This window comes from Streptomyces sp. NPDC057280 (assembly GCF_042668605.1).
In the GTDB taxonomy this organism is placed as follows: Bacteria; Actinomycetota; Actinomycetes; order Streptomycetales; family Streptomycetaceae; genus Streptomyces.
Genome location: NZ_JBHUYR010000001.1, coordinates 437,339 through 461,741, shown reverse-complemented (window position 1 = coordinate 461,741; position 24,403 = coordinate 437,339). Strand labels below are relative to the sequence as shown.

Sequence of the window (24,403 nt, the reverse complement as noted above, 5' to 3'; positions counted from 1 at the left end):
ACCCGCATGCCGTGCAGCACTCCGGACCGGCACACACCGCCGCTCCGTCACCGCCACGACCCCCCACCCCGGGCCGTCCGTTGTATCGAAGGAGAACCCGTTGCCCCAGCGACGCCGCGCTCTCATCGGGCGCAGACACACCACCGTCCTCGCCTTCACGGCCATAGGCTCCCTGCTCGCCCTCGCCGCCCCCGGTCTCGCCACCGCGGTCCCGGCGGATCCGGGCCCCACGAAGATCACCGCCACCCCCAGGGCCGGCGCCGCCCAGTCGTCCCTGACGCCCGCCCGCCGCGCCGCCCTCATCAAGAGCGCCCGGTCCGCAGCGCCCCGCACAGCACAGCGGATCGGCCTCGGCGCCCAGGAGAAGCTCGTCGTCAAGGACGTCATCAAGGACGCCGACGGCACCACGCACACCCGTTACGAGCGCACCTACGCGGGGTTGCCCGTCCTGGGCGGTGACCTGGTCGTCCACGACCAGAGCGGTCGTACGACCGTCACCAAGGCGAGCCCCGCCCGACTCCAGGTCCCCTCGCTCCACCCGAAGCTCACCGCCGCCGGTGCCGCCACCAAGGCCCTCGGCATCTCGAAGAAGACCAAGGTCAAGGGAGCCGAGACGGAACAGGCGCCCCGCCTGGTGGTCTGGGCCGGGACCGGCAAGCCCGTGCTGGCCTGGGAGACCCTCGTCGAGGGCGTCCAGAAGGACGGCACCCCCAGCGAACTCCAGGTCGTCACCGACGCCGGCACCGGCAAGGAACTCCTGGCCGCCGAGCACGTCCACACCGGCACCGGCACCGGCCAGTACGCCGGCGAGGTCCCCCTCGGCACCACCCTGTCCGGTTCGACGTACCAGCTCGTCGACCCCGATCGCGCCGGGCAGCGTACGTACGACCTCAACCAGGGCACCTCGGGCACCGGCACCCTGTTCACGGACGACAACGATGTCTGGGGCAACGGTCTGCCGTCCAACCGTCAGACCGCCGGTGTCGACGTGGCGTTCGGCGCGGCGGCCACGTGGGATTACTACAAGGAGACCTACGGCCGCAACGGCATCCGCAACGACGGTGTCGCCGCCTACAGCCGCGCCCACTACGGCAGCAACTACGTCAACGCCTTCTGGCAGGACTCCTGCTTCTGCATGACGTACGGCGACGGCTCGGGCAACACCCACCCGCTGACCGCGCTCGACGTGGCGGCCCACGAGATGAGCCACGGTGTCACGGCGGCCACCGCGGGACTGAACTACTCAGGGGAGTCCGGCGGGCTCAACGAGGCGACCTCCGACATCTTCGCCGCCGCCGTCGAGTTCTACGAGAACCTTCCGGCCGACCCCGGCGACTACCTCGTCGGCGAGAAGATCGACATCAACGGTGACGGCACACCGCTGCGTTACATGGACAAGCCCTCCAAGGACGGTGACTCCCGGGACAGTTGGAGCTCCACCCTCGGCGGCATCGACGTCCACTACTCCTCGGGCCCCGCGAACCACTTCTTCTACCTGCTCTCCGAGGGCAGCGGCGCCAAGACCGTCAACGGCGTGGCCTACGACAGCCCGACCTACGACGGCCGGCCCGTCACCGGCATCGGCATCCAGAACGCCGCCGCGATCTGGTACCGCGCGCTGACGACGTACATGACCTCCACGACCAACTACGCCGGCGCCCGCACCGCCACCCTGTCGGCCGCGAGCGACCTGTTCGGCGCCTACAGCCCGACCTACCTCGCCGTCGCCGACGCCTGGGCCGCGATCAACGTCGGCAACCGCATCGCCCTCGGCGTCAACCTCGCGCCGACCGCCGACCAGATCAGCGGCATCAACCAGAGCGTCAGCCTCCAACTCGACGCCTACACCACCAACACCGGCGCCGCCCTGACCTACGAGGCCACCGGACTGCCCGCCGGCCTCAGCATCAGCCCGACCGGTCTGATCAGCGGCACCCCGACGACCGTCGGCACCAGTGACGTCACGGTCACCGTGACCGACAGCACCGGGGCGACCGCCACGGACACCTTCACCTGGAAGATCGGCTACGTCTACGCCAGCACCACCCGCGTCGACATCCCCGACGTCGGGCCCGCCGTGGAGTCACCGCTGACCATCACCGGCCGCGACGGCAACGCCTCCGCGACCACCTCGGTCTACGTCAACATCGTCCACACCTACCGCGGTGACCTCACGGTCGACCTCGTCGGCCCCAACGGCACCGTCTACTCCCTGCTCAACCGCAGCGGCGGCTCCGCCGACAACGTCGACCAGACCTTCACCGTCGACGCCTCCGCGCAACCGATCAACGGCACCTGGACCCTGCGCGTGCAGGACTGGGCAGCCATCGACGTCGGGTACATCGCCCGCTGGCAGCTGACCCCCTGACATCCGGTCCCACCGAACGACGCCGCCCGGATCCCCGATCCGGGCGGCGCCGATGTTACGGCGGGGACATCCTGGGCACTGCTGAACGCCGGGGCGGACGACGAGAAGGGGCCGTCATGGTGGAGTCGTCGCAGGACGTCACGGTCGTTGCTCTCCTGGCGGATCCGGACGCGCCGACCGAGGTCGCGCGGCGCATGGCCCGGCAGCTGCCCGCTCGACTCGCGGACGCCTCCGGTCGGCACCGACGGTTCGACGTCGAGGTCGTGAGCGAGCCTTTCACCGCAGGAACCGAGGACCCGACTGTACTGACACGACGGCTCATGGACCGTGTCGGTGAGGAGAGGTGGAACATCGTGGTAGCCCTCACCGACCTGCCGTTGCACTCCCGGGGGCACAAGCTCGTCGTGGATCTGAGCCATGAACACGGTCTGGCGCTCCTGTCCCTCCCCTCGCTGGGCGGACTGCGTTTCGAGAGCAAGGCCCGGCGGGCGGTCGAAGGGGCCGTGCTCAGCCTGGCGGACGCGCAAGCTGAGGCCGTGGGGGCCGGGCACCGTGGGCCGTTGGCCGATTTCACCGGTCGCCTGTCATCGGTTCACCAGGCCCCGGTCGGTGACGACGAGGCGGCGGATCTCCGGTACGTCGTCGGCGGGCTCGGCGGTTATCTGAGGGTGCTCGGCGGTATGGTCCGGGCCAATCGGCCGTGGCGCTTGGTCCCGGGCCTGTCGAAGGCCCTCGCGGCCGCACTCGCGGCAGGAGCGATCGCCATCGTGAACTCCACCATCTGGAGTCTGGCCGTGTCCCTCGACACCCCACGACTCGTGATCGCCACGGTCGGATCCGTCGCACTCATGATCGGCTGGCTGATCGTGGACGCGCACCTGTGGCATCGAGCGGCGGGGCACTCGCCGGAGGAGAGGAAGCGAGCGGTCCTCTACAACGCGTCCACGGTCGTGACCGTGTGCATCGGAGTGCTCATCTGCTACGTGGGGTTGCTCCTCATCTCGTTGCTGTGGGCGCTTTTCATCCTCAACGGCCCGGTGTTCGCCTCCATGACGCGAACTCCGCTGCGCGCCGCGGAGTACTGGACGCTGGCCTGGTTCGTCGCTTCGGTCGCCACGGTGGGCGGTGCGCTGGGATCGGGTCTGGAGAGTGACGAGGCGATCCGCTCGGCCGCCTACTCCAAGCGTGAACAGGAGCGTCGCCGCACGCTCGAGGACGATGACTAGCGGGTGACCGGACTCGGAGAGGCGATCCTCGACCGCTGGTGGTCCGGTACAAAAGGGTCGGCTGATCGATCGGTGAAAGCTGTTTCGCGTCGAAGGCCCACGGGGACCCGCACCGCACGCCGTCGGAGCGCCGAAGCAGCGCCTGGCGGGCCGACGGCCCGAACCGCCGATCCACCTGGTCCTGGTGGACGGCCCGCAGAGGCGTGCCGGAGCCACGGAGCCCGTCGCAGCACTCACGAGCGTCAGGCTCTTCGCACGTCTCATCATCGCCGTGCCGCGGTCCTGCCGTGACACCGAGGGAAGTCATCATGAAAGCAGCGGTATACGAAGGACCGCGAACGGTCGCGGTGAAGGACGTGCCGGACGCGAAGATCGAGCACCCCTGCGACATCATCGTCAAGATCACCACAACCAACATCTGCGGTTCGGACCTGCACATGTACGAGGGCCGCACCTCGTTCGAGACCGGCCGTGCCTTCGGACACGAGAACATGGGCCAGGTCGTGGAGGTCGGCCCGGCCGTCCGCAAGGTCCAGGTCGGCGAGTACGTGGTCCTGCCCTTCAACATCGCCTGCGGCTTCTGCAAGCAGTGCGAGCGGGGTCTGACCAACTACTGCCTGACCATGCAGCCGGATCCGGCCCTCGCCGGAGCCGCCTACGGATTCGCCGACATGGGCCCCTACCAGGGCGGTCAGGCGGAACTGCTGCGTGTGCCCTACGGCGATTTCAACGCGCTGCGCCTGGGCGAGGACGCCGCCGAGCGGCAGACCGACTACGTGATGCTCGCCGACATCTTCCCCACCGGCTATCACGCCACCGAGATGGCCAACGTCAAGCCGGGCGACCAGACGATCGTCTTCGGCGCCGGTCCCGTCGGACTGATGGCGGCCTACTCCGCCCTGCTCAAGGGCGCCGGCCGCGTCTGGGTGGCCGACCATCAGCCCGACCGGCTGCGCGTTGCGGAGGAGATCGGGGCCATCCCGATCAATACCGCAGAGCAGGACCCGGCGGAGGTCGTCAAGGAAGCCACCCTCGGTCTCGGCGCCGACAACGGGTGTGAGTGTGTCGGCTACCAGGCACACGACCACGAGGGGCGGGAGGACGCCGGCCTCACGCTCAATGGCCTGATCGACGCGGTCAGGTTCACGGGCGACATCGGTGTGGTGGGCGTCTTCCTGCCGCAGGACCCCGGTGGCGAAGAGGCCCAGGGCGAGCTGGAGGCGCAGGGCAAGGTGCCGATCGACTTCGGCATGATGTGGTTCAAGGGCCAGCACATGGGCACGGGGCAGGCACCGGTGAAGAGGTACAACCGGGCGCTGCGGGACCTGATCGCCGGTGAGAAGGCGACGCCGGGGTTCATCGTCTCCCACGAGCTCAGCCTGGACGAGGCTCCTACCGCCTACGAGCACTTCGACGCCCGTGACGAGGGCTGGACGAAGGTGGTGCTGCATCCCGACGGCCACGGCGACGGCCACAAGCAGGAGTGAGGAAGCCAGGGGTCTGAGACACCTGGTCGAGGGCGACCGCGTCGGTCGCCCCCGAGCCCCCGAGTCGTTGGCGCGCGGCAACGCGCCGGTAAACCTCCTTTTCGCCTGGTCCCGGCCGTCAGTCAACCGACATGCTGGGGCGCAGGATCCGCACAGCCCCTGCGGTGCCGGCTCACCAGAACGTGCGCGGCGGTCCGCACGGGGAGTTCGGCGGTCCGGCCGCCGCTGCCGACCGTCACACCGCCGGGCGACGACGTCACGCTCACGACCGCGCCGGGTTGAACTCCGGCGTGCCGCAGGGTGTGCATCACCTCGGCATCCGCCTGGAGCGGCTCGCCGATGCGCCGCACGACCGCGCTCGCGCCGTCGGGCCCCCGCTCCAGCTCGTTGAGGCTGACCACGCCCTCGTCCCGGAACGGCTCCGCGGCGGGCTTCTCGCCGAGTTCCTCCAGGCCCGGGATCGGGTTGCCGTACGGCGACCGTGTCGGGTGCCGCAGCAGCTTGAGGATGCGGCGTTCGACGGCCTCGCTCATCACGTGCTCCCAACGGCAGGCCTCGGCGTGGACCTGTTCCCACTCCAGCCCGATCACCTCGATGAGCAGGCATTCGGCGAGCCGGTGCCTGCGCATGACGCGGACGGCCGTCCGCCGGCCCTCCTCGGTCAGCTCCAGGTGCCGGTCGGAGGCGACGTGCAGCAGGCCGTCACGCTCCATGCGGGCGGCGGTCTGGCTGACGGTGGGGCCGCTGTGGTGCAGACGCTCGGCGATGCGGGCGCGCAGGGGGGCCACGCCTTCCTCCTCGAGCTCCAGGATGGTGCGGAGATATCTCTCGGTGGTGTCGATGAGTCGGGACATGCCGTGTCTCAGGCGGGGGTTTCCGCGGTGGTGGTGAGGACCGCGCGGCCGAGGACGTGACCGGTCATGGTGAAGCCCAGGACGGCCGGCGTGGCGTCGGCCGGGACGCCTATGGACTCGACGTCGAGGGCGTGGACCACGACGAAGTAGCGGTGCGGGCCGTGGCCGGGCGGCGGGGCGGCGCCGATGAAGCGGGCCGCGCGGGCGTCGTTGGGCAGCTGGAACGCGCCCTCGGGCAGGCCCGAGCCGGTGTCGTCGCCGGCGCCCTCGGGCAGCTCGGTGACGGCGGCGGGGATGTCGGCGACCGCCCAGTGCCAGAACCCGGAGCCGGTGGGGGCGTCGGGGTCGTAGACGGTGACGGCGTAGCTCTTGGTGCCCTCCGGCGCGCCGCTCCAGGACAGGTGCGGGGAGAGGTCTTTCCCGCCGGGGACGCCGAAGATGCCGGAGAACTGTTCGGGCGGCCAGGGGGCGCCGTCGCTGACGGTGCTGCTGGTGACGGTGAAGGAGGCCGCCTCGGGGAGGCGGGCGAAGGGGTCGTTGGCGCTCATCGTGTCGTTCCTTTCCGGACGTGCTGTGGGCGGTCGTCGGCGGCCGTCTTAATCGACCCTAGCATTGATAATCGATTATTGTCTGCATCGTCTATGATGACGGCATGACTCAGACGGCCCACACCTCGGCCTCGCCGGGCAAGCAGATGCTCTCCGAGCAGGTCTACGCACACCTGCGGGACGCGATCATGCGCGGCGACTACGCCCCCGGTGACGCCCTCAAGCCGCAGGATCTCGCCAGGGAGCAGGGTGTGAGCCTGGCCGTCGTGCGCGAGGCGCTGGTGCGGGTGGTCGGAGAGGGCCTCGCGGACCGGCTGCCCAACCGGGGCTTCGCCGTCCCGGCCCTCTCCGACCGTCGCTGGCAGGAGATCGCCGAAGCCCGCCGGACCGTAGAACCGGTGGTGCTGCGCATGTCCATCGAGCGCGGCGACGTCGACTGGGAGGCCCGCCTACGGGCCGCACACCACCGTCTGGCCCGCACCCCGGCGTACGTGCCGGAGGAGGGGGCCTATTACAGCAGCGCATGGTCCGAAGCCCACCGGGTCTTCCACCGCACCCTGCTGGAAGGGTGCGGCAATTCCGTGCTGCTGGAGACCTTCGACCGGATGTGGACCGCGAGCGAGCTCGCCCGCCGCTGGGCGGCGCTGCGCATCGGTGAGCAGGTGGGTGTCGACGAGCACCGCCGGCTGGAGGAGGCCGCGCTGGCCCGCGACGCCGACACCGCGGCCGAGGTCCTGGTCCAGCACCTCACGCAGACTCCGGCCGCACTCACCGGCTGTACCGCCGAACCCACGACGGAATCCTGACGTGCCAGGCGCGGCCGCGGCTCAACCGCCTGTCTCCCCCTGACGGGGCCTGCCCTCGGGCTCACCGCCCGGCCGTGTCGGGCCGCCCGGTGGCGTGTTGCCCGCGGTCAGATGCTCGAGCACCTCGACCAGTTCCTGGCAGGCCCGTTCCACCGAGCGCCGGGTGTTGCGCTGCTCGGTGATCACGGCGGAGAGCAGCAGGGCGGTGAGGGCCATGGTGCCGTTGAACGCCTGCAGTTTGAGCATCACTTCGATGCGGTCCAGGCCTTCGAATGGGCCGGCCCGCTCCGTGGCGGCGACGGTGGCCATGACGGACGTGACGAGTGCGCAGAGCATGCTGCCGACCAGTTGGAAGCGTAGCGCCGTCCAGATCAGGAGCGGGTAGACGAGGAACAGCACACTGAGGCTGCTGTGCGTGACCAGCCATACGGAGCCGCACGTGATGAGGGCGAGCCCGGTGGCCTCCTGCCAGCGGGACAGATGGGGAGGCCAGCTGGCCCGGTGGAGCGCCAGCAGGAGCGGTGTGATGATCAGGACCCCCATCGCGTCACCCACCCACCACGCCAGCCACACCTCCCAGAGGCCGTGACCGTGGAGCCGGTCGGTGATCACGAGCATGCCGACGCCCACCGTGGCGCTGATCAGCATGCCGGTCAGGGCCCCGAGGAACACCAGGGCCAGGCCGTCCCGGAACCTGCTGAGGTCGGTACGGAAGCCCACCGCACGGAGCATGAGGCAGGCACAGACGGGCGCGGCCGTGTTGCCCGCCAGGTTGCCGAGCACCTCGGGTTGCAGCGAGGTGAGGTGCATGATGACGAGCAGGGAACCGAGTGCGATGCCGGGCCAGACCCGCAGCCCGAAGATCAGCAGGGCGGCCACCGCGATACCGGTCGGCGGCCAGATGGGGGTGAACACCGCCCCTTCGACGGCCAGGTTGCGCAGGAGCCCGAGCCGTCCCGCGGCGTAGTAGCAGCCGGCGACGGCCAGCACCTGGAGGGCGACGACGCCGGTCCGGCGCAGATTCTCGGTACCCACCACACAAGCCATCAGACACCGGCGCGGCCGTTCCGGCGACGTGGGAGCGGCGGCATACCGCCCTACAGCTGAGCTTCGGTTCCTTCGTGGCCGACGACCAGCACGGCGGCGTCGTCCTCGTGTCCCACCTGGTCGGCGCCCCGGATCACGGCGGTGGCGAGGGCGTGCGCGTCCAGGCCGGCCACGGCGGCGATGCCGGCGAGGCGCACGACCTGGTCCAGGCCCTGGTCGACCTCCATCGAGGGCCCCTCGACGACGCCGTCCGTGAGCAGGACGAAGACGCCGCCCGTGGTGAGCCGGTACCGGGTCACGGGGTAGGTCATGCCGGCGCCCACTCCCAGCGGCGGACCGCCCTCGTCGCTGCCGATGCCGGACTTGCCGTCCGCCGTCGCCCAGACGGAGGGGACATGGCCGGCGCGGGCGCTCTCGAGCGTCCCGGTGGTCGGGTCGAGGCGCAGGAAGGTGCAGGTGGCGAAGAGGTCGGCGCCGAGGGACAGGAGGAGATCGTTGGTCTGTGCGAGGAGTTCGCCGGGGTCGCTCGTCACGGAGGCGAGTGCGCGCAGGCAGACGCGTACCTGTCCCATGAAGGCGGCGGCCTCGATGTTGTGGCCCTGTACGTCCCCGATGGACAGCCCTATCCGGCCGTCCGGCAGGTGAAAGGCGTCGTACCAGTCGCCGCCCACATTGAGGCCGTGGTGTGCCGGTACGTAGCGCACCGCGAGGTCGTAGCGGGGCACCGTGGGCATCTTCGCGGGCAGCATGCCGCGCTGCAGGGCGATGGCCAGCTCGACCTGGGACCGCTGCAGCTCCGCCTGCTCACGCGCCTGCGCGGTCAGCGAGCCGAGCCTGGCCAGCAGCTCGTCGCCGTCGTGCGCCGGGCCCTTGCGGGACATGGACCGCTCCGAACGATCTGCACCGTTTTGAGGGTGCTCGACACAAAGGACGCGTACAAATTACTCATATTGGATGATAGCGGCGCTGTGGTGTGCCGGAGCGCGAGCAGGACTGCCCCTTCCGCCTCTCCCCTGAGCACTGGGGTGTCACCCCGGTGCGAGGGCGGCGGGGTTCGGGTTTCGTGGGCGCATGCCGGGTCAGCGCACCCACCCAAGAGAGGCCCGCCCATGACAGTCCCGCATCCCGTGGTCTTCATCCACGGCCTTTGGCTGCACAGCACCTCCTGGCAACCCTGGATCGATCTGTTCCGGGCGGAGGGCTACGCACCCTCCGCACCCGGGTGGCCCGGCGACCCCGACACCGTCGAGGAAGCGCGGCAGAACCCCGAGAGCCTTGCCGCCCGCCCGATGAGCTCCACGTTCCCCCATCAGACCGGGCCGCCGGACCCGGTCTGTTCGACGGTCAGGGTACTGTGCCGCGTCCGGCGATCTGAAGAACGGCCTGGGCCCCGACGGCCCCTGGTGTCAGGTGAGTCGGGGTGCCACCTCGGCTGCGACCCACTCCATGGCCTTCTCGACGTGTTCGGCCGCGATGGGCAGCCACAGGGTGCCGGCGGTGAGCCCTGCCTCGGCGAGCCGCCCGAGGTCGTCGGCGACACTCGACGCGGTGGGCGCGGTGCCGCCGAGCGGCCGTCCCGGTGGCGCGATGACCGCGGGGACACCAGGAGGAGTGAGGAACAGCGCCGAAGCGAGCGTCAGCCGGTCGGCGTTCTCCGCGCCGCCGAGGTCCCGCAGGCGGCGCCGTACGTCGGTGAGCTCCTCGGCGTCGGCGCCTGTGCCGTACCAGGCGTCACCGAAACGCAGCGCCCGGCGCAGGGCGGCGTCGCTGTGTCCGCCGACCCACACCGGCGGACCGCCGGGGGTGATCGGGGGCACTCCCAACTGCGCTTGGCGCAGTGTCGTGAACGGTCCGTCGAAGTCCGCGGGGCGCTGGGCCCACAGGGCCTTGGCAGCGGCGAGATGGTCGTCGGTACGCGCACCACGTTCACGGGCGGGTACACCCACGGCGGCGAATTCGTCGGGATTCCAGCCGGTGCCGACGCCCAGCAGCAAGCGCCCTGCGGACACGACATCCAGCGTCGCCGCCTGGTTGGCGAGCACCACCGCCGGATAGAACGGCGCGACGAGTACGGACGTCAGCAGCCGCAGGCGCGTCGTCGCCCCCGCCACGGCCGAGAGCAGAACGAGCGGATCCGTGTCGAGGCCGAAACCGCTGTCCAGCAGGCGGTTGCCGACCGCGACATGATCGAAGCCCAGGTCCTCCGCGTGGCGTGCGGCGCGGAGCACGGCGGCTCCGTCGTCGACCGGCCAGCGAGGCTGGAGGGAAACACCGAGGCGCAGGGGCATGAGAGTGCCTTTCGACGGCGGTCCGACGGTGACATGGCGATCGGCGACCGCCCTGTCGTCAGACCCAACTCCGGCATCGCCCCTCTTTCATCCCGGAACCCCAGCCGGTGTACGGCTGGGGTTCCGCGATGCGGCGGGTGCCGCGGATCAGGGGGTCAGCGCTGCAGGGTGAGCAGACCCGGCCGGTATGGCAGCTTCTCGTAGGGGGTGCTGCTCGGGGTGTTGGGGTCCAGACCCTGGTAGAGGAACTGCAGGTTGCAGGGGTCGATGGTCATGGTCTGGTCGGGGTTGTTGCGGACCAGGTCACCGTGGCTGATGCTGTTCGTCCAGGTGGCACCGCTGTTGGCCTTGCCCGCGAAGGGGCTGGACTCGGTGGCGGCCTGGGCGGTCCACGGGCCGTTGAGGCTGGTGGCGGTGAAGGAGCGGAAGAAGCGGTCCTCGTTCACACCGCGCGCCTCGACGATCATGAGGTACTGGTTCTGGCTCTGGACTTTGTAGACCTGCGGCGCCTCGAAGAGGTTCTTGACCGTGTCGGTCATGACCGTGGTGTACGACGAGCCGAAGCTGCCGGGGAAGTTCCCGATCGGGATGGTCGACTTGAAGATGCCGCCGTTGTCGTTCGCGAAGAACAGGTACATGTTCTGGTCGTCGGCGATCACGGTCGGGTCGATCGGGCCGCCGCTGGGGAGGGTGCCGGTGAACAGCGCCTGCGGTGCGGACCAGCCGTTGGGGTTGGTGGGGTCGCTGGACGTGCGGTAGGTGAAGGGCCAGGCGGTGCCCCATCCCAGAGAGACCATCACCCAGACGTTCTTGGGCGCGAAGTAGAACACCTGGGGCGCCACGGCGGACGAGTTCATCGCGGTCTGCCCGGCCGACGCCATGTCCGACCAGTTGGTGAACGGGGCGAAGCCCATCGAGTGCCAGTTGCCGTCGGAGTAGGTCGCGTAGACGAGGTGCTTGCCGTTGTACGTGGTGGTGGTGAAGTCCTTCAGCGAGAGCCACCCGTTGGCCGGCTGCGCCAGCGGGCCGGTCGAGCTCCACCGGTACGTCGAGGGAAGAGCACACGAGTTGGACGCGGCGGACAGGCCGCTCCACTTCTGGCTGCTGCTGCCAGTGCAGTTCGAGAGCTGCACCGCTGTGCCGTTGGCCGTGCCGCCCCCCGAGACGTCGAGGCACAGTCCGGACTCCACGGCGACGATCGTGCCGTCGGTGTTCGCCCGCCACTGCTGGTTGGTGCCGCCGTTGCAGGACCAGATGACCGGCCGGGTACCGGCTGTGGTGGCGTGGCCCGGGACGTCGAGGCACTTGTTGCCGTAGACGGTCAGCTGGTTGCTGTCCGTCAGCGTCCACTGCTGGTTGGTCCCGCCATGGCAGTCCCAGATCTGCACGTTCGTGCCGTCGGTCTGGGCGGCGCCCGGCACATCGAGACACCGGCCGGAGGCAACGCCTCGCACGGCGCTGGTGGTTGCGGCTTGAGCCGGGGTGGCGACGAGCATCGCCGCCAACGAGGCCATGACCGCAACGGGGACTGCGAACACCCCGAACAGCCGTCTGGGGCTGGAACCACGTCTGCGCATGGGGACCTCATCATCCTCGAGTAGGTGGTTCGTTCGATATTACGAATGCGTGTCGGAATATCGAGCAGACTGGATCATGAGAGAACCCGCGGGTGCCGTCAATACTTCGCGCAGGATTCGCGACCCGGAACATTTACGGGGCTTGCGCCGCGGAGGGGACGCCGCGGAGAGGACGCCGCGGAGAGGCAGCAACGGAAAGAAAGTTCCCGGCTCGCGGCAACCCCTGACGTGGCCTGTGACAACAAGGGGGCGGATCCGGCCAGTTCCGGTGCCCGGTTCCGCTGACCTTGAGAACGGCCTGCAAGGAGAACACCCTTCATGAACAACCCCACGAACGGCGGGCGCCGCGGTCGTCACCGCCGCCGCTGGACCGCGACCGGTCTGCTGCTCGGCGTGCCCGCCGTTCTCGTGCCGTACCTGCTCTACGCACAGGAGGACTCGCAGGCCGCGACGGTCGACGCCGACGCCTACTACCGGCTGGTCTCGGTGCGCAGCGGCAAGGTGCTGGACGTCAACGGGTACTCCACCGCCGACGGCACACGTATCCAGCAGTGGACCGACCAGAACACCGCCAACCAGCAGTGGCGGCTGAAGCCCACCGGGGACGGCTACTACGAGCTGGTGAACCGCAACAGCGGCAAAGTGCTGGGCATAACCGACCAATCCACCGCTCAGAAGGCCGCCGCCGAGCAGCAGACCGACACGTCCGCGACCTCCCAGGAGTGGAAGATCGAGGAGGTGAGCGGTTCCGAAGCCGTCACCTTCGTCTCGCGCAGGAGCGGGCAGGTCCTGGACGTTTCCGGCGGCTCCACGGCCGAGGGCGCGGCCGTCATCCAGTATCCGGGCACGGGCGGCAGCAACCAGCAGTGGAAGCTGGTGAAGGTGGCCGAGACCCAGGCCTCCGGGTCCGCCGGGGAGCAGACGGTGGCCGCGTCCGGGCCGTATGTGTGGAAGAACGCCCAGGTGGCGGGCGGCGGTTACGTCACCGGGCTGGTGTTCAACCCGAAGGAGAAGGGCCTGCTGTACGCGCGCACCGACATGGGTGGCGCCTACCGCTGGGACACCGGGGCCGAGCAGTGGATCCCGCTGACCGACTTCCTCGGCGAGAAGGACTGGAACCTGCTGGGCATCGACTCGCTGGCCACCGACCCCGTCGACCCCGACCGGCTCTACCTCGGCACAGGCACCTACACCAACGAGTGGGCGGGCAACGGCGCGATCCTGCGTTCCACCGACCGGGGCCGCACCTTCCAGCGCACCGATCTGCCGTTCAAGCTGGGCGGCAACGAACCCGGCCGCGGGGCGGGCGAGCGGCTGGTGATCGACCCCGCGGACCACTCCACCCTGCTGCTGGGCACCCGTAAGAACGGCCTGTGGCGCAGCACCGACTACGGGGTGACGTGGCGTCAGGTGTCGTCGTTCCCCGTCAAGGACGGGGCGGGGAGCGGCGCGGGCATCTCCTTCGTGACGTACGGCCCGGCCGGCAGCAACACGGTCTACGTCGGCGTCAACGACAAGTCCACGCCCCTGTACCGTTCGGCCAATGGCGGCAGCAGCTGGCAGGCCGTCTCCGGGCAGCCCACCGGCCAGATGCCGCAGCACGGTGTGGTCACCGGTGACGGCTCGCTGTACCTGACCTACAGCAACAGCATCGGCCCCATGGACGCGACGGCGGGCTCGGTGTGGAAGTACACCCCGTCGGGCGGCGCGTGGAAGAACATCTCGCCCTCGCAGGGCAGTTACGGGTTCTCCGGTCTGGCCGTCGATCCGCAGAAGCCCTCCACGGTGATGGTCACCACCCTCGACCGCTGGTGGCCGGAGGACGAGATCTACCGCACCACCGACGGCGGCGCGACCTGGAAGGCACTGGCCGACAAGTCGCAGCGCGATGCCTCCGGTGCTCCGTTCGTCGGCACGCACACGGGCCACTGGATGACCGCCCTGGCCATCGATCCCTTCAACTCCGGGCACGTGCTGTACGGCACCGGCAACGGCATCTGGCGCAGCAAGGACGCCAACGCCTCCGACAGCGGCGGCACCAGCCACTGGGCCGCCTCCGGGGCCCGCGGGCTGGAGGAGACCGCGCTGGCCGACGCGATCGCTCCTCCCGGCGGCGCCACCGTCATCACCTCCATGGGCGACCAGGGCGGCTTCCGCCACGACTCCCTGACCGAGGTGCCCGGCGGACGAATGAAGAACCCGCTGATGAGCAGCAGCACCGACATCGACTTCGCCCAGTCCAAGCCGTCGATGATGGTCCGTGTCGGTACCGGCGGCGACCAGGACGGCGCCTACTCCACCGACGGCGGCAGCACCTGGACCGGCTTCACCGCCGAACCGGTCCCCAGCGCGAACATGGGCCATGTCGCCCTCTCGGCGGACGGTTCCATCATCGTCTGGGCCGAATCAGGCCAGGCCCCCTATCGCTCGACCGACAAGGGAGCGCACTGGTCGAAGGTCAGCGGCCTGGGCACCGACGCCGTCGTCGTCGCCGACCGCTCCTCGGCGGACACCTTCTACTCCCTGTCCGACGGCAAGCTCTACGCCAGCACCGACGGCGGCGCGACCTTCACCCCCCGCGCCACGGGCCTGCCCTCCGGCCGGCTCACCGCCGTCCCCGGCATCAACGGCGATTTGTGGCTCGCCGGAGGCGACAGGGGGCTGCTGCACTCCACCGACGGCGGCCGCACCTTCACCACACTCACCACGGTGAAGTCCGCCTCCGCCCTCGGCTTCGGCAAGGCCAAGCCGGGCACCGGCTACCAGGCCCTCTACCTGATCGGCACCGTCGACAAGGTCACCGGCGTCTTCCGCTCCACCGACAAGGGCGCCACCTGGGTCCGCGTCAACGACGACGCCCACCAGTGGGGCGCCATCGGCAGCCTCGGCATCATCACCGGCGACCCCGACACCTACGGCCGCGTCTACATCGGCACCAACGGACGCGGCCTGCAGTACGGCGACCCGTCCTGACCCCAGGACCCTAAGGCGGGGCCGCGGCCACAACCACCCGCGGCCCCACCCAGGTTGGACGTGCCCCTGACGTCGGTGGTGGCCGGCGTGGTCGTTCTCATGAGCCGGCCGCCGGGTGCAGCCGGGCCCCCTGCACGCCATCGTCAACGGGGAGGACGATGCCGGTGACGGAGGCCGCGGCGGGGCTCGCCAGGGTCAGTGGCAGCACCGCGCCCTTGCCGGCGGATCACAGGGCGCGCTGGGGGAGGCCCGCGGTGGCCGCGATGGAGCAGGTGTTGACGACCGCCGCGTGCGACGAGCGCCGCAGATACGGCAGAGCGGCCCGCCTGGTGCGTACCGTCCCGAGGACGTTGACGTCGAGGACGCGGTGTGGCGCGGACGCCTGCGTTGTTGACCAGGATGTCCAGGCCATCGAGCCGCTCGGCGGCCCCTCGACCCCTGCCGCGCCCCCGAGTCGCTGTCGGCATCAAGGCCGACCTCGGCGACGACACCTCGGTGCGGCCGGCCGTGGCGGAGCCACCGTGGCGCCGTGTTCGGTCAGCATCCGGGACGGTGTGGATCGGGCTGGTCAGGCCTGCGGCGGCGTCAAGGTCTCCTTGTCGACGTACTGCTGGAGGGCCGGCGGGTAGTCCAGGCCGGCGGGCAGGGCCACGCCGAGCCCGGTGGGGGCGTGGACGAGCCCCTGGGCGTCGATGCCGCTCTCGCGGCTGATCGGATTGCCCATGACCAGGGACTCGTAGTAGGTGGTGTTCGAAATCGCCATGCACAGGTGCCGGTTGGGGATCTCCGGCCCGTGCACCTCGGCGCGCAGCCGGAAGGCGTCGGCGAGGTGGGCGGTGCGCAGGGCGCCCGTGAAGCCGCCGCGAAGTTGGGTGGAGGCGCGGACGCCGAAGGTGGCGGCACCGGCCTGGATGAAGTCGGCCGAGTTCATGTGAGCCCCGTCGGAGGTCTCGGCCACCAGCAGGGGTACCGCCACCGCGTCGGCGAGGCGCTTGTAGGCGGTGATGCTGAACTCCCGCATCGGCTCCTCGTACCAGAGGTAGTCCGCGTCGGACAGGGCATGTCCGAGGTAGATCGCGTCCGGGAGGTCGAATCCGGCGGACCCGTCGAACATCAGGGGGACGGCGTCTCCCACGTGTTCGCGCAGGGCCGCCGACAGCCGGGCGTCGCGACGGGCGTCGCCCCAGGCGTGGAGCTTGATGGCCGGGTAGCCGAGTTCCAGGGCCTGGTCGGCGATGTCGAGGTACTCCGCCACCGATGAGTAGGTGACGGTCGAGGCGTAGGCGGGGATGGAGGTGCGGAAACCGCCCAGCACCTGCCAGGTGGGCCGGTCGGCGAGGCGGCCGGCCAGATCCCACAGCGCGGTGTCGACGAGGCCGAGCAGATAGAGCGGCAGCTCCTCGGTGCGGTCCAGCTCCCACATGCGGTGCCACAGCCATTCCCGCTGCAGCGGGTCCTCGCCGACGAGCTCCTTGCGCAGGAAGCGGTCCAGCAGGTCCGCCAGGATGACGGCGCTGCCGCGGCGCGGGGCCATCGCAACGCCCTCGGCTCCTTCGTCGGTGCAGATGCGCAGCACCGCCGCCTCGCCGTCCGGCGGGCTGCCCAGCAGCCCGTCACGCCAGACGAACGGCGGACGGGCACCCGGTACCCGGACCGGATAGCTCTCCACGTCGGTAATGCGCACGCCGTCCCCCCCGCCTCAGCAGCTACTGCCGCGTAATTTTCGTGTAACGTAAGTCGTCATACGAATGCTGTCAAGATGTCGGGAGCAGTAGACTCGGCGATCGTCCACACCGGTGAGGGGGCCATATGGCGAAGAACGGTCGAAGCGGCGTCGAGGATCCGTCGGCCCTGAAACCCTGGCCCAAGCGTCCGGCGCGGCTGGCCCAAGCGGTGGTGGAGTCCCTCACCGACAGCATCGTCTCGGGCGCCGTCCCGTCGGGCTCCACCTTGCCGGTCGAACCCGAACTGTGCGAGACGTTCGGCGTCAGCCGCATCACGATCCGTGAGGCGGTCAAGTCGCTGGAGGCCAAGGGGCTGGTGCGGGCCCGGCAGGGTTCCGGCACCACGGTCACCCCGTCCGAGGAGTGGAATCTCCTGGATCCCGTCGTGCTGGCGGCCACCGTCCAGCACGACGACGAACTCGTCGTACTGGACCAGCTGGTCGGCGTGCGTGCGGTCCTCGAGGCGCAGATGGCCGCCCAGGCCGCCGAGCTCGCCACCGACGGCGATCTCCGGGAGGTGGAGCGGCTGCTCGGCCGACTCGACGAGGAGGTGGCCGCTCCTGCCCGGTTCATCGAGACCGATGTGCTCTTCCACGACCGGATCATGCAGGCGTCCCGGAACCGGCTGGGCCGTTCCATCATCCGGACCGTCCACACCCAGGCCCGCAGCACGTTCCTGTACAACGGCACTCCCGACGGCCACTCGTGCGAGCAGGCGAACGCCGAGCACCGCCGGATCGTCGAGCGACTCCTGGCCCGTGACCCCGAGGGCGCCGCGCAGGCCATGACGGCCCATATCGAAGCGGCCTGGAGCCGCCGCCGTATCCCGCTCCCGGGAATCACCGGCTGAGGAACATCCCCCGCCCTCGCGTACACCGGAAACCCGCCCCCGAGCCGTCAGGCCGGGGGCGGGTTTCTTTTTGGTGCGCGGAGCTATTTCTGCGGCAGATATTGACAGCATACGTATGACGACTAACGTTACGTCGCCGTATCGCCTCCGCAATCACCGCAGGGCCGTATTCCCCTCAGCCGGAGGCTCCCCGCGCGTGCCCTCCTCCCTCACATTCGGAAGGTCTCAGATGCGCCCCACCCGCTCCCGCACCGCGCTGCGTGACCGGCTCAGACCATGTCTGGCCGCACTCGCGCTCCTCACCGCCTCCGCCGGGGCCGTCGTCGCGCAGGCAGTACCCGCCTCCGCCGCCACCGCCGCGACCCTCCACGTGTCGCCCAACGGCACCGGTACCGCCTGCTCGACCAGCCAGCCGTGCTCCCTCACCCAGGCCAAGACCAACGTCCGGGCCATGAACAACTCCATGACGGGCGACATCGTCGTGGAGGTCGCCGACGGCACCTACCGGCTGACGGCCCCCCTCACGTTCACCGCGGCGGACTCCGGCACCGGCGGCAACTCGGTGATCTGGAAGGCCGCGCTGGGCGCGCATCCGGTCATCACCGGCGCGCAGCGGGCCACGGGCTGGACCGTGCAGGACTCCGCGAAGAACATCTGGAAGGCCAACGTCGGGACCGGGTTCGACACCCGGCAGCTGTACGTCGACGGCGTCCTCGCGACCAGGGCCCGCTCCTCGGTCAACCGCGCCGACCTGACCGCGACCACCAGCGGCTACACCTTCACCAACAGCGCGCTGAACTACCTCAACAGCCTTGCGAAGCCCGGCCGGACCGAGATCCACGGCATCGGCTCCTTCACCGACCGCTACTCCCCGGTGTCCGGCATCAGCAACGGCACCATCACCATGGATCAGCCGGCCTGGGACGACAACACCTTCGGCTACGACACCCTGACCCAGCCCTTCCGGGCGGCACCGCTCTACATCGAGAACGCCTACGAATTCCTCGACGCGGCCGGCGAGTGGTACCTCGACACGAGCTCCGGCACCCTCTACTACAAGCCGCTGCCGGGGCAGAACATGAGCACCGCGGACGTCGAGGTGCCCAAGCTCGACTCGCTCGTCGATGTCGGGGGAAGCTATGCCTCTCCTGCCACCCACATCACGTTCTCAGGGCTGCAGTTCTCGGGCACCAGCTGGCTGGACCCCAGCACCCGCGGCTACGCCAGCCAGCAGACCGGCGCGTACCTCACCGGCACCTGGAACCGTCCCTCCGACGCGCTGACCTCCTGCCAGAGCGGCTGCCCGCTCTTCGAGGCGACCCGCCCCCACTGGGACCAGATGCCGGCCGCCGTCCAGGTCTCGGCCGCCGACCACATCACCTTCACCGGCAACCGGTTCACCCAGCTCGGGCAGGTGGCGCTAGGCATCGGCCAGGACGCCAACGCCCACGCCACCGGGGTCGGCCTCGGGGCCGACACCATCACCGCCAACGGCAACGTCTTCACCCAGGACGCCGGCGGAGGCATAGCCGTCGGCGGGCTCCAGGCGGACGCCCATCATCCCAGTGACAACCGGATGACCAACAAGAACATCACCCTGAGCAACAATCTCATCCATGACGTGGCGATCGACTACCGGGACATGTCGGCCATCCTGGCCACCTACGTCAACGGCGCGACCATCGCGCACAACGAGGTGTACAACCTGCCCTACTCAGGGCTGACCATCGGTTACGGCTGGGGCGTCAACGACCCGGGCGGCAGCCAGGACTACGTGAACCGCGGCCTGTACGCCTACCAGCCCGTCTACTCGACTCCCACCACCGCCGCGAACAACCACGTCACCGACAACTACATCCACGACATCATGCGGGAGATGAACGACGGCGGCTGTCTGTACACCCTGTCGGACTCGCCCGGCAGCACCTTTGAACGCAACTACTGCCACACCAACAACGGCTACTTCGGCTTCTACCACGACGAGGGATCCCGGCACTTCACGGACACCAACAACGTCTTCCGCAACGTGGGCGAGTGGGCCCACGAGAACGCCAACTCCACCAACAACACCGGTGCCCTGACCGTCCAGAACAACTGGACGAGCAACTCCTCGACCGACATAACCGATGGTAACCGTGGCAACGTCGTGAGCGGCACCGTCGTCGTCTCCGACGGCACCTGGCCGTCCGGCGCGCGCACGGTCATGAACAACGCGGGCATCCAGCCCCAGTACCGGCCTCTGACCACGGACCCCGTCACCGCCCCCTACAGCGGCTACTCCTCCACCCCCGCCGCCACCGGGCAGAGCGGCGGCAGCTTCACCGTCACCGACGCGGGAGCCGACATCTGGGGTGCCGGCGGCCAGCACGACGACGCCTACGGCACCGTCTACCGCTCAGGCGCCGCCGTCAACGGCACCTCGGTGACCGCCCGGGTCGACAACGTCGACAACACCAACGCCTGGGCCAAGGCCGGTGTGGTGCTGCGCAACAACCTCACCGGCAGCGGCTCCTCACCCGGCTACGCGACCGTGGTGGCGACTCCGTCCAACGGAGTGAGCTTCCAGTGGGACTCCAACGGCGACGGCTATCTCGACCAGCTGACCTCCACGGCCGCCTCGGTCAAGGCACCGGTCTGGGTGCGGCTGACCCGTACCGCGACCCAGGTGTCCGGCTACTACTCCACCGACGGGTCCACCTTCACCCAGATCGGCTCGGCGGTGACCCTGCCGTCCATGGCCGCCACCCAGGACGCCGGTGTCATCCACACCGCCCACAGCACCACAGCCGGCAGCGCGACCTTCAGCAACCTGCGGATCGTCACCTCGCCTTTCAAGGCCTACGGCTCCCTTCCGGCCGCGGTGAGCCAGAGCCAGGGAGTGACCTCCCTGACCAACGCGGGCATCGACGTCTGGGCCACGGGCACGCAGCACGACGACGAGTACTCCGCCGCCTACCAGCCGGGAGCGGCGGGAACGTCGTCGACCGTCACCGTCCACGTCGACAGCCAGGACAACACCAACACCTGGGGCAAGGCCGGCCTGATACTGCGCAACGACATCACCGGCACCGGCGCCTCCACCGGATACGCCGTCCTCGTGGCCACGCCGGGCCAGGGCGTCTCCTTGTCGTCGGACTCCAACAGTGACGGCTACCTCGACTCCAACATCACCAACACCGGCGCAACCGCCGTCGCCCCGGTCTGGCTCCGCCTGGTCAGGAACGGCACCTCGGTCACCGGCTCCTACTCCGCCAACGGCACCACCTGGACCACGGTGGGCACCGCGACGCTGACCGGGGCGAACAGCACCGAGGACGCGGGGGTGTTCTTCACGGCTCACGGCGGAGCGCCCGGCACCGCGAAGTTCAGCCAGTTCTCCGTGAACTGACGAAGCCCATCGCTTCCGTCCCACGGCAACCGCACGGACAACGCCCACGGAGCCGCCACATGAACGCTTACCCGACCGTCCGCCCCAGCAGGAGAGGGAGACGATGAAGCCCGTCACCTCGATCCGCACACTGTCAGCACTGCTCGTGACGGCACTCCCCGCCGTGCTGCTGACCTCCCTCGCGACACCGACCCCGGCCTCGGCCGCGACCCAGGCGACCTACTACGTCGCCCCCGACGGCAGCGACACCAACCCCGGCACGATTTCCGCGCCGTTCAAGACCTTGCAGCACGCCCGGGACGTCGTGCGCACGGTCAACGACAACATGACCGGAGACATCAACGTCTTTCTCCGCGGCGGCACCTACCCGGTGAGCAGCACCATCGGCTTCACCGCGGCCGACTCCGGCACCAACGGCCACCACGTCGTGTACTCCGCCTACCAGAACGAGAAGCCGGTCTTGGACGGCGGTGTACAGGTGTCCGGTTGGACCCAGCACAGCGGAAACATCTGGAAGGCCACGCTCAACCGGGACGACAAGCTCCGCGCGCTCTACGTCAACGGCAAGCGTGCCGAGATGGCCTCGAAGACCATCAACACGGCTGGCTGCTACGGGACTTACACCGTGACGGCGGGCCAGGCTCCCTGGGCCTGGGAGTCGGGTTCGCAGTGCGACGGGGCCAAGTACAGCCTCTCCGACCTGCCGGCCATCGCGTCCAACCAGGACGACGTCGAGATCGTGTCGGCCACGACCTGGACCACGGCCATCGTGGGCGTCCGCCAGATCACCACCAGCTCGGACGGCGCCAACCGCGTCGCCCTGTTCCAGCAGCCGGGCGCGGCCATCGCCCAGGCACCGCCGTACGGCCCGTTCAGAGCCAGCGGCAGCCACACGTTCATGAACGCGTACGAATTCCTGGACAAGCCGGGCGAGTTCTACTTCGACAAGACGACACACACGGTCTACTACTACAAGTCCGGCTCCGAGGACATGACCACGGCGAAGGCCTTCGCGCCGAACAACGTGTCCACCCTCCTCGAGATCGCCGGAACGTCGACGACCGACCACGCGCGGAACATCACGTTCTCCGGGCTCACGGTCGAGCACTCCGACTGGAACCTGGTCAAGGTCGCCGGCTCCGTCTTCCGGCAGGGAACGCAGGGCAACGCCAGCTCCACCGTGTACGCGAAGAAGAACTTCCACGCGTACACCTACCGCAACGTCGACCTGCCGCCCGCGGCCGTCCAGATCGAGAACGCCGACGGAATCGTCCTGCGGGGCAACACCGTTCAGCACACCGGAGCCGACGGCATCACCCTGGCCAACGACGTGACGGACACGCAGCTGACCGGCAACGTCACCAACGACATCGCCGGGTCCGCCATCACGGTGGGGCACCCCCAGCACGTGTACATCGGTGACTACACCTCGACCAACAACGAAAAGTACCCCGTCAGCGTCGAGGGACTCTGCAAGAACATCTCCATCACCGACAACTACCTCTACGACAGCGCCGTGTTGTTCCAGGGCTCCAGCCCCGTGTCGGCGTACTTCGTGGACTCGCTGTCCGTGCAGCACAACCGCATCGAGAAGTCCCCGTGGGCGGGCATCACCCTCGGCTGGGGATGGTGGAACTTCGACGGCTCGACGAACTCCGTCAACCCCGGCAACCCGACCACCACGGCCAGGAACAACACCGTCAAGTACAACGAGCTCATCGACACCATGCAGGTGCTGGGCGACTCCGCACCCATCTACACACTGGGCAGCCAGCCGGGAACGGAGATCAGCAACAACTACATCAAGGGCGTCCCGGCCGGTCACAAATACGGCCTGCACCCTGATGAAGGCTCTGCCTTGATCAGCTACCACGACAACGTGTTCGACGTCGACCCCGGCCTGGCGTACACCGTCAACTCCGGCACCTGGGGCCGGCAGCACGACCTGACCATCACCAACAACTACGGCACCGTCAACAAGATCTTCGACAGGAACGTCCCGAACAGCACGATCCAGGACGTGCGGGGTTACGGGGACAACGTGTGGCCGTCGCAGGCGTACGGCATCGCCCTGAACGCGGGTCTGGAGGAGGCCTACAAGAACCTGCTGCCCGCCGCGGTCACGGCGCCGCAGGACTATGCCCTGCCTGCGAGCACGTTCGCCGGCACGGGCGTGATGACCGTCCCGGTGCGCAGCCCCAAGGACGCGACGAAGACGCTGTGGCTGGCTCCCGCCGGTACGACGACGTTCGCCGTCGGCCCCACCATGACGAAGGCGGCCGGAACCGCGACGGCCATCGCCGTCCCGCAGACGGCGGGTGACTACCGGCTCTACGTCGTGGACGCCCAGGGCAACGCGTCCCCCGCCTCGAAGGCGCTGGTGCGGCAGCGCTGGAACCACGTCGACGACAAGGCCGCGGGCGTGACCTACTCCGGCACCTGGTCGAACTGGAACGACACGAAGGACATGAACGGGTCCGAGAAGTTCACGAACACCGCCGGCGACTACGCCGAGTTCTCGTTCACCGGCACGGGCGTGCGCTATCTCAGCATGACGCAGCCCAACATGGGCAAGGTGGACGTCTACATCGACGGCACCCTCGCCCAGGCGGGCATCGACGCCTACGCCTCGACGGTGACGAAGCAGGTACCGCTGTTCGAGAAGACGAACCTGGCCGCGGGCCCGCACACGATCAAGGTGGTGTGCACGGGGACGAAGAACTCCGCCGCCTCCTCCGCCGTCTGCGCGCTGGACGCGTTCGCCCCCCTCCAGTTCCCCGCGAAGAACGCCAACTACAAGGTGGTCAACAAGAGCAGCAACAAGGCCGTCGACGTGTCGGGCGGATCGCTGACCGCCGGAGCCAACATCATCCAGTGGACGGACTCCGGAGCCGGGAACCAGAACTGGCGCTTCGTCCCGGTGGGTGACGGCAGCTACGAGATCGTCACCCGGAACAGTGCCCTGCTCATGGACGTCAGCGGTGCAACCACCGCGGACGGCGCGTCCGTCATCCAGTCGTCCGACACCAACGCCGCGAACCAGCACTGGACACTGACCGCCACCGGGAACGGCTACTACAAGATCAAGAACGTGAACAGCGGCAAGGTGCTCGACGTGTCCTCGGGTGGCACTCAGCTCGTCCAGTCGACGGACACGAACGCCGACAGCCAGCTGTGGAAGGTCGTCAACGTCGACTGATCTCCAGCACCGCGCGTGCGCATCGAGCAGCACCACCTCACCTGTGATGACCCCTACCAAGGGACGGG

The 24,403-nt window shown here is 69.2% G+C and carries 15 protein-coding genes and 1 pseudogene; 8 read left to right on the top strand and 8 right to left on the bottom strand.

Annotation, left to right across the window (positions count from 1 at the left end; all coding sequences use genetic code 11):
* Window positions 1-100 precede the first annotated feature (100 nt).
* The 3 genes from ACFUO4_RS01990 to ACFUO4_RS01980 all read left to right on the top strand — a co-directional run bounded on the left by ACFUO4_RS01990 (window position 101) and on the right by ACFUO4_RS01980 (window position 5,081).
* Window positions 101-2,368: a M4 family metallopeptidase gene (locus ACFUO4_RS01990; protein WP_383478838.1), complete on the top strand. Its 2,268-nt coding sequence runs from the start codon at window positions 101-103 to the stop codon at window positions 2,366-2,368.
* Window positions 2,369-2,484: 116 nt separating this feature from the next.
* Window positions 2,485-3,594 carry a hypothetical protein gene (locus ACFUO4_RS01985; RefSeq protein ID WP_383478835.1) on the top strand — a complete coding sequence of 370 codons (1,110 nt, stop codon included), beginning with the start codon at window positions 2,485-2,487 and terminating at the stop codon, window positions 3,592-3,594.
* A 308-nt stretch (window positions 3,595-3,902) separates the two neighbouring features.
* A complete protein-coding gene (locus tag ACFUO4_RS01980) occupies window positions 3,903-5,081 on the top strand; it encodes a glutathione-independent formaldehyde dehydrogenase (RefSeq protein WP_383478832.1) in 1,179 nt (392 codons plus the stop codon).
* Window positions 5,082-5,203: 122 nt separating this feature from the next.
* Here the strand turns inward: ACFUO4_RS01980 and ACFUO4_RS01975 are convergent, their stop codons facing one another.
* Together ACFUO4_RS01975 and ACFUO4_RS01970 are read right to left on the bottom strand one after the other, a co-directional pair.
* The gene (locus ACFUO4_RS01975) at window positions 5,204-5,935 is read right to left on the bottom strand and encodes an iron dependent repressor, metal binding and dimerization domain protein (protein WP_383478829.1); all 732 of its coding nucleotides are present in this window, start codon (window positions 5,933-5,935) and stop codon (window positions 5,204-5,206) included.
* Between the two features lie 8 nt (window positions 5,936-5,943).
* Entirely contained in the window at window positions 5,944-6,483 is a 540-nt protein-coding gene (locus ACFUO4_RS01970) for a YbhB/YbcL family Raf kinase inhibitor-like protein (RefSeq protein WP_383478826.1), read from the bottom strand.
* A 104-nt stretch (window positions 6,484-6,587) separates the two neighbouring features.
* Here ACFUO4_RS01970 and ACFUO4_RS01965 point away from each other — a divergent pair, with 104 nt between their 5' ends.
* On the top strand, window positions 6,588-7,289 hold the full coding sequence (locus ACFUO4_RS01965) for a GntR family transcriptional regulator (protein ID WP_383478823.1): 702 nt from the start codon (window positions 6,588-6,590) through the stop codon (window positions 7,287-7,289).
* Between the two features lie 21 nt (window positions 7,290-7,310).
* On the opposite strand, the gene ACFUO4_RS01960 is transcribed toward ACFUO4_RS01965, so the two are convergent.
* The 4 genes from ACFUO4_RS01960 to ACFUO4_RS01945 all read right to left on the bottom strand — a co-directional run bounded on the left by ACFUO4_RS01960 (window position 7,311) and on the right by ACFUO4_RS01945 (window position 12,201).
* Complete coding sequence (locus tag ACFUO4_RS01960; protein WP_383478820.1) at window positions 7,311-8,336, bottom strand: MASE1 domain-containing protein; 1,026 nt, start codon at window positions 8,334-8,336, stop codon at window positions 7,311-7,313.
* 50 nt (window positions 8,337-8,386) lie between these two features.
* Entirely contained in the window at window positions 8,387-9,217 is an 831-nt protein-coding gene (locus ACFUO4_RS01955; protein WP_079309131.1) for a PP2C family protein-serine/threonine phosphatase, read from the bottom strand.
* 525 nt (window positions 9,218-9,742) lie between these two features.
* Window positions 9,743-10,624, bottom strand: coding sequence for a TIGR03619 family F420-dependent LLM class oxidoreductase (locus ACFUO4_RS01950; RefSeq protein WP_383478817.1), 882 nt, complete (start codon window positions 10,622-10,624; stop codon window positions 9,743-9,745).
* Between the two features lie 155 nt (window positions 10,625-10,779).
* Window positions 10,780-12,201, bottom strand: coding sequence for a non-reducing end alpha-L-arabinofuranosidase family hydrolase (locus ACFUO4_RS01945; RefSeq protein ID WP_383478814.1), 1,422 nt, complete (start codon window positions 12,199-12,201; stop codon window positions 10,780-10,782).
* Window positions 12,202-12,519: 318 nt separating this feature from the next.
* Here ACFUO4_RS01945 and ACFUO4_RS01940 point away from each other — a divergent pair, with 318 nt between their 5' ends.
* Window positions 12,520-15,174 carry an RICIN domain-containing protein gene (locus ACFUO4_RS01940; protein ID WP_383478811.1) on the top strand — a complete coding sequence of 885 codons (2,655 nt, stop codon included), beginning with the start codon at window positions 12,520-12,522 and terminating at the stop codon, window positions 15,172-15,174.
* 97 nt (window positions 15,175-15,271) lie between these two features.
* Here the strand turns inward: ACFUO4_RS01940 and ACFUO4_RS01935 are convergent.
* Together ACFUO4_RS01935 and ACFUO4_RS01930 are read right to left on the bottom strand one after the other, a co-directional pair.
* Window positions 15,272-15,602, bottom strand: a pseudogene (locus tag ACFUO4_RS01935) (SDR family NAD(P)-dependent oxidoreductase); the annotation flags it as partial.
* Between the two features lie 140 nt (window positions 15,603-15,742).
* A complete protein-coding gene (locus ACFUO4_RS01930; protein WP_383478808.1) occupies window positions 15,743-16,858 on the bottom strand; it encodes an enolase C-terminal domain-like protein in 1,116 nt (371 codons plus the stop codon).
* Window positions 16,859-16,983: 125 nt separating this feature from the next.
* Between ACFUO4_RS01930 and ACFUO4_RS01925 the strand changes: the two genes are divergently transcribed.
* The 3 genes from ACFUO4_RS01925 (at window position 16,984) to ACFUO4_RS01915 (ending at window position 24,335) form a co-directional block, all read left to right on the top strand.
* A complete protein-coding gene (locus ACFUO4_RS01925; protein ID WP_079309133.1) occupies window positions 16,984-17,748 on the top strand; it encodes a FadR/GntR family transcriptional regulator in 765 nt (254 codons plus the stop codon).
* Between the two features lie 229 nt (window positions 17,749-17,977).
* Window positions 17,978-21,136 (top strand): DUF1349 domain-containing protein, encoded by a 3,159-nt coding sequence (locus tag ACFUO4_RS01920; RefSeq protein WP_383478805.1) that lies wholly within the window; start codon window positions 17,978-17,980, stop codon window positions 21,134-21,136.
* Window positions 21,137-21,239: 103 nt separating this feature from the next.
* On the top strand, window positions 21,240-24,335 hold the full coding sequence (locus ACFUO4_RS01915; protein WP_383478802.1) for an RICIN domain-containing protein: 3,096 nt from the start codon (window positions 21,240-21,242) through the stop codon (window positions 24,333-24,335).
* The last annotated feature ends 68 nt before the right edge of the window (window positions 24,336-24,403 follow it).

Excerpts from the sequence above, each read along its gene's own strand:
- ACFUO4_RS01985 (WP_383478835.1), top strand. The coding sequence starts at position 2,485 with ATGGTGGAGTCGTCGCAGGACGTCACGGTCGTTGCTCTCCTGGCGGAT.
- ACFUO4_RS01980 (WP_383478832.1), top strand. The coding sequence starts at position 3,903 with ATGAAAGCAGCGGTATACGAAGGACCGCGAACGGTCGCGGTGAAGGAC.
- ACFUO4_RS01975 (WP_383478829.1), bottom strand. The coding sequence starts at position 5,935 with ATGTCCCGACTCATCGACACCACCGAGAGATATCTCCGCACCATCCTG.
- ACFUO4_RS01970 (WP_383478826.1), bottom strand. The coding sequence starts at position 6,483 with ATGAGCGCCAACGACCCCTTCGCCCGCCTCCCCGAGGCGGCCTCCTTC.
- ACFUO4_RS01965 (WP_383478823.1), top strand. The coding sequence starts at position 6,588 with ATGACTCAGACGGCCCACACCTCGGCCTCGCCGGGCAAGCAGATGCTC.
- ACFUO4_RS01960 (WP_383478820.1), bottom strand. The coding sequence starts at position 8,336 with ATGGCTTGTGTGGTGGGTACCGAGAATCTGCGCCGGACCGGCGTCGTC.
- ACFUO4_RS01955 (WP_079309131.1), bottom strand. The coding sequence starts at position 9,217 with ATGTCCCGCAAGGGCCCGGCGCACGACGGCGACGAGCTGCTGGCCAGG.
- ACFUO4_RS01950 (WP_383478817.1), bottom strand. The coding sequence starts at position 10,624 with ATGCCCCTGCGCCTCGGTGTTTCCCTCCAGCCTCGCTGGCCGGTCGAC.
- ACFUO4_RS01945 (WP_383478814.1), bottom strand. The coding sequence starts at position 12,201 with ATGCGCAGACGTGGTTCCAGCCCCAGACGGCTGTTCGGGGTGTTCGCA.
- ACFUO4_RS01940 (WP_383478811.1), top strand. The coding sequence starts at position 12,520 with ATGAACAACCCCACGAACGGCGGGCGCCGCGGTCGTCACCGCCGCCGC.
- ACFUO4_RS01925 (WP_079309133.1), top strand. The coding sequence starts at position 16,984 with ATGGCGAAGAACGGTCGAAGCGGCGTCGAGGATCCGTCGGCCCTGAAA.
- ACFUO4_RS01920 (WP_383478805.1), top strand. The coding sequence starts at position 17,978 with ATGCGCCCCACCCGCTCCCGCACCGCGCTGCGTGACCGGCTCAGACCA.
- ACFUO4_RS01915 (WP_383478802.1), top strand. The coding sequence starts at position 21,240 with ATGAAGCCCGTCACCTCGATCCGCACACTGTCAGCACTGCTCGTGACG.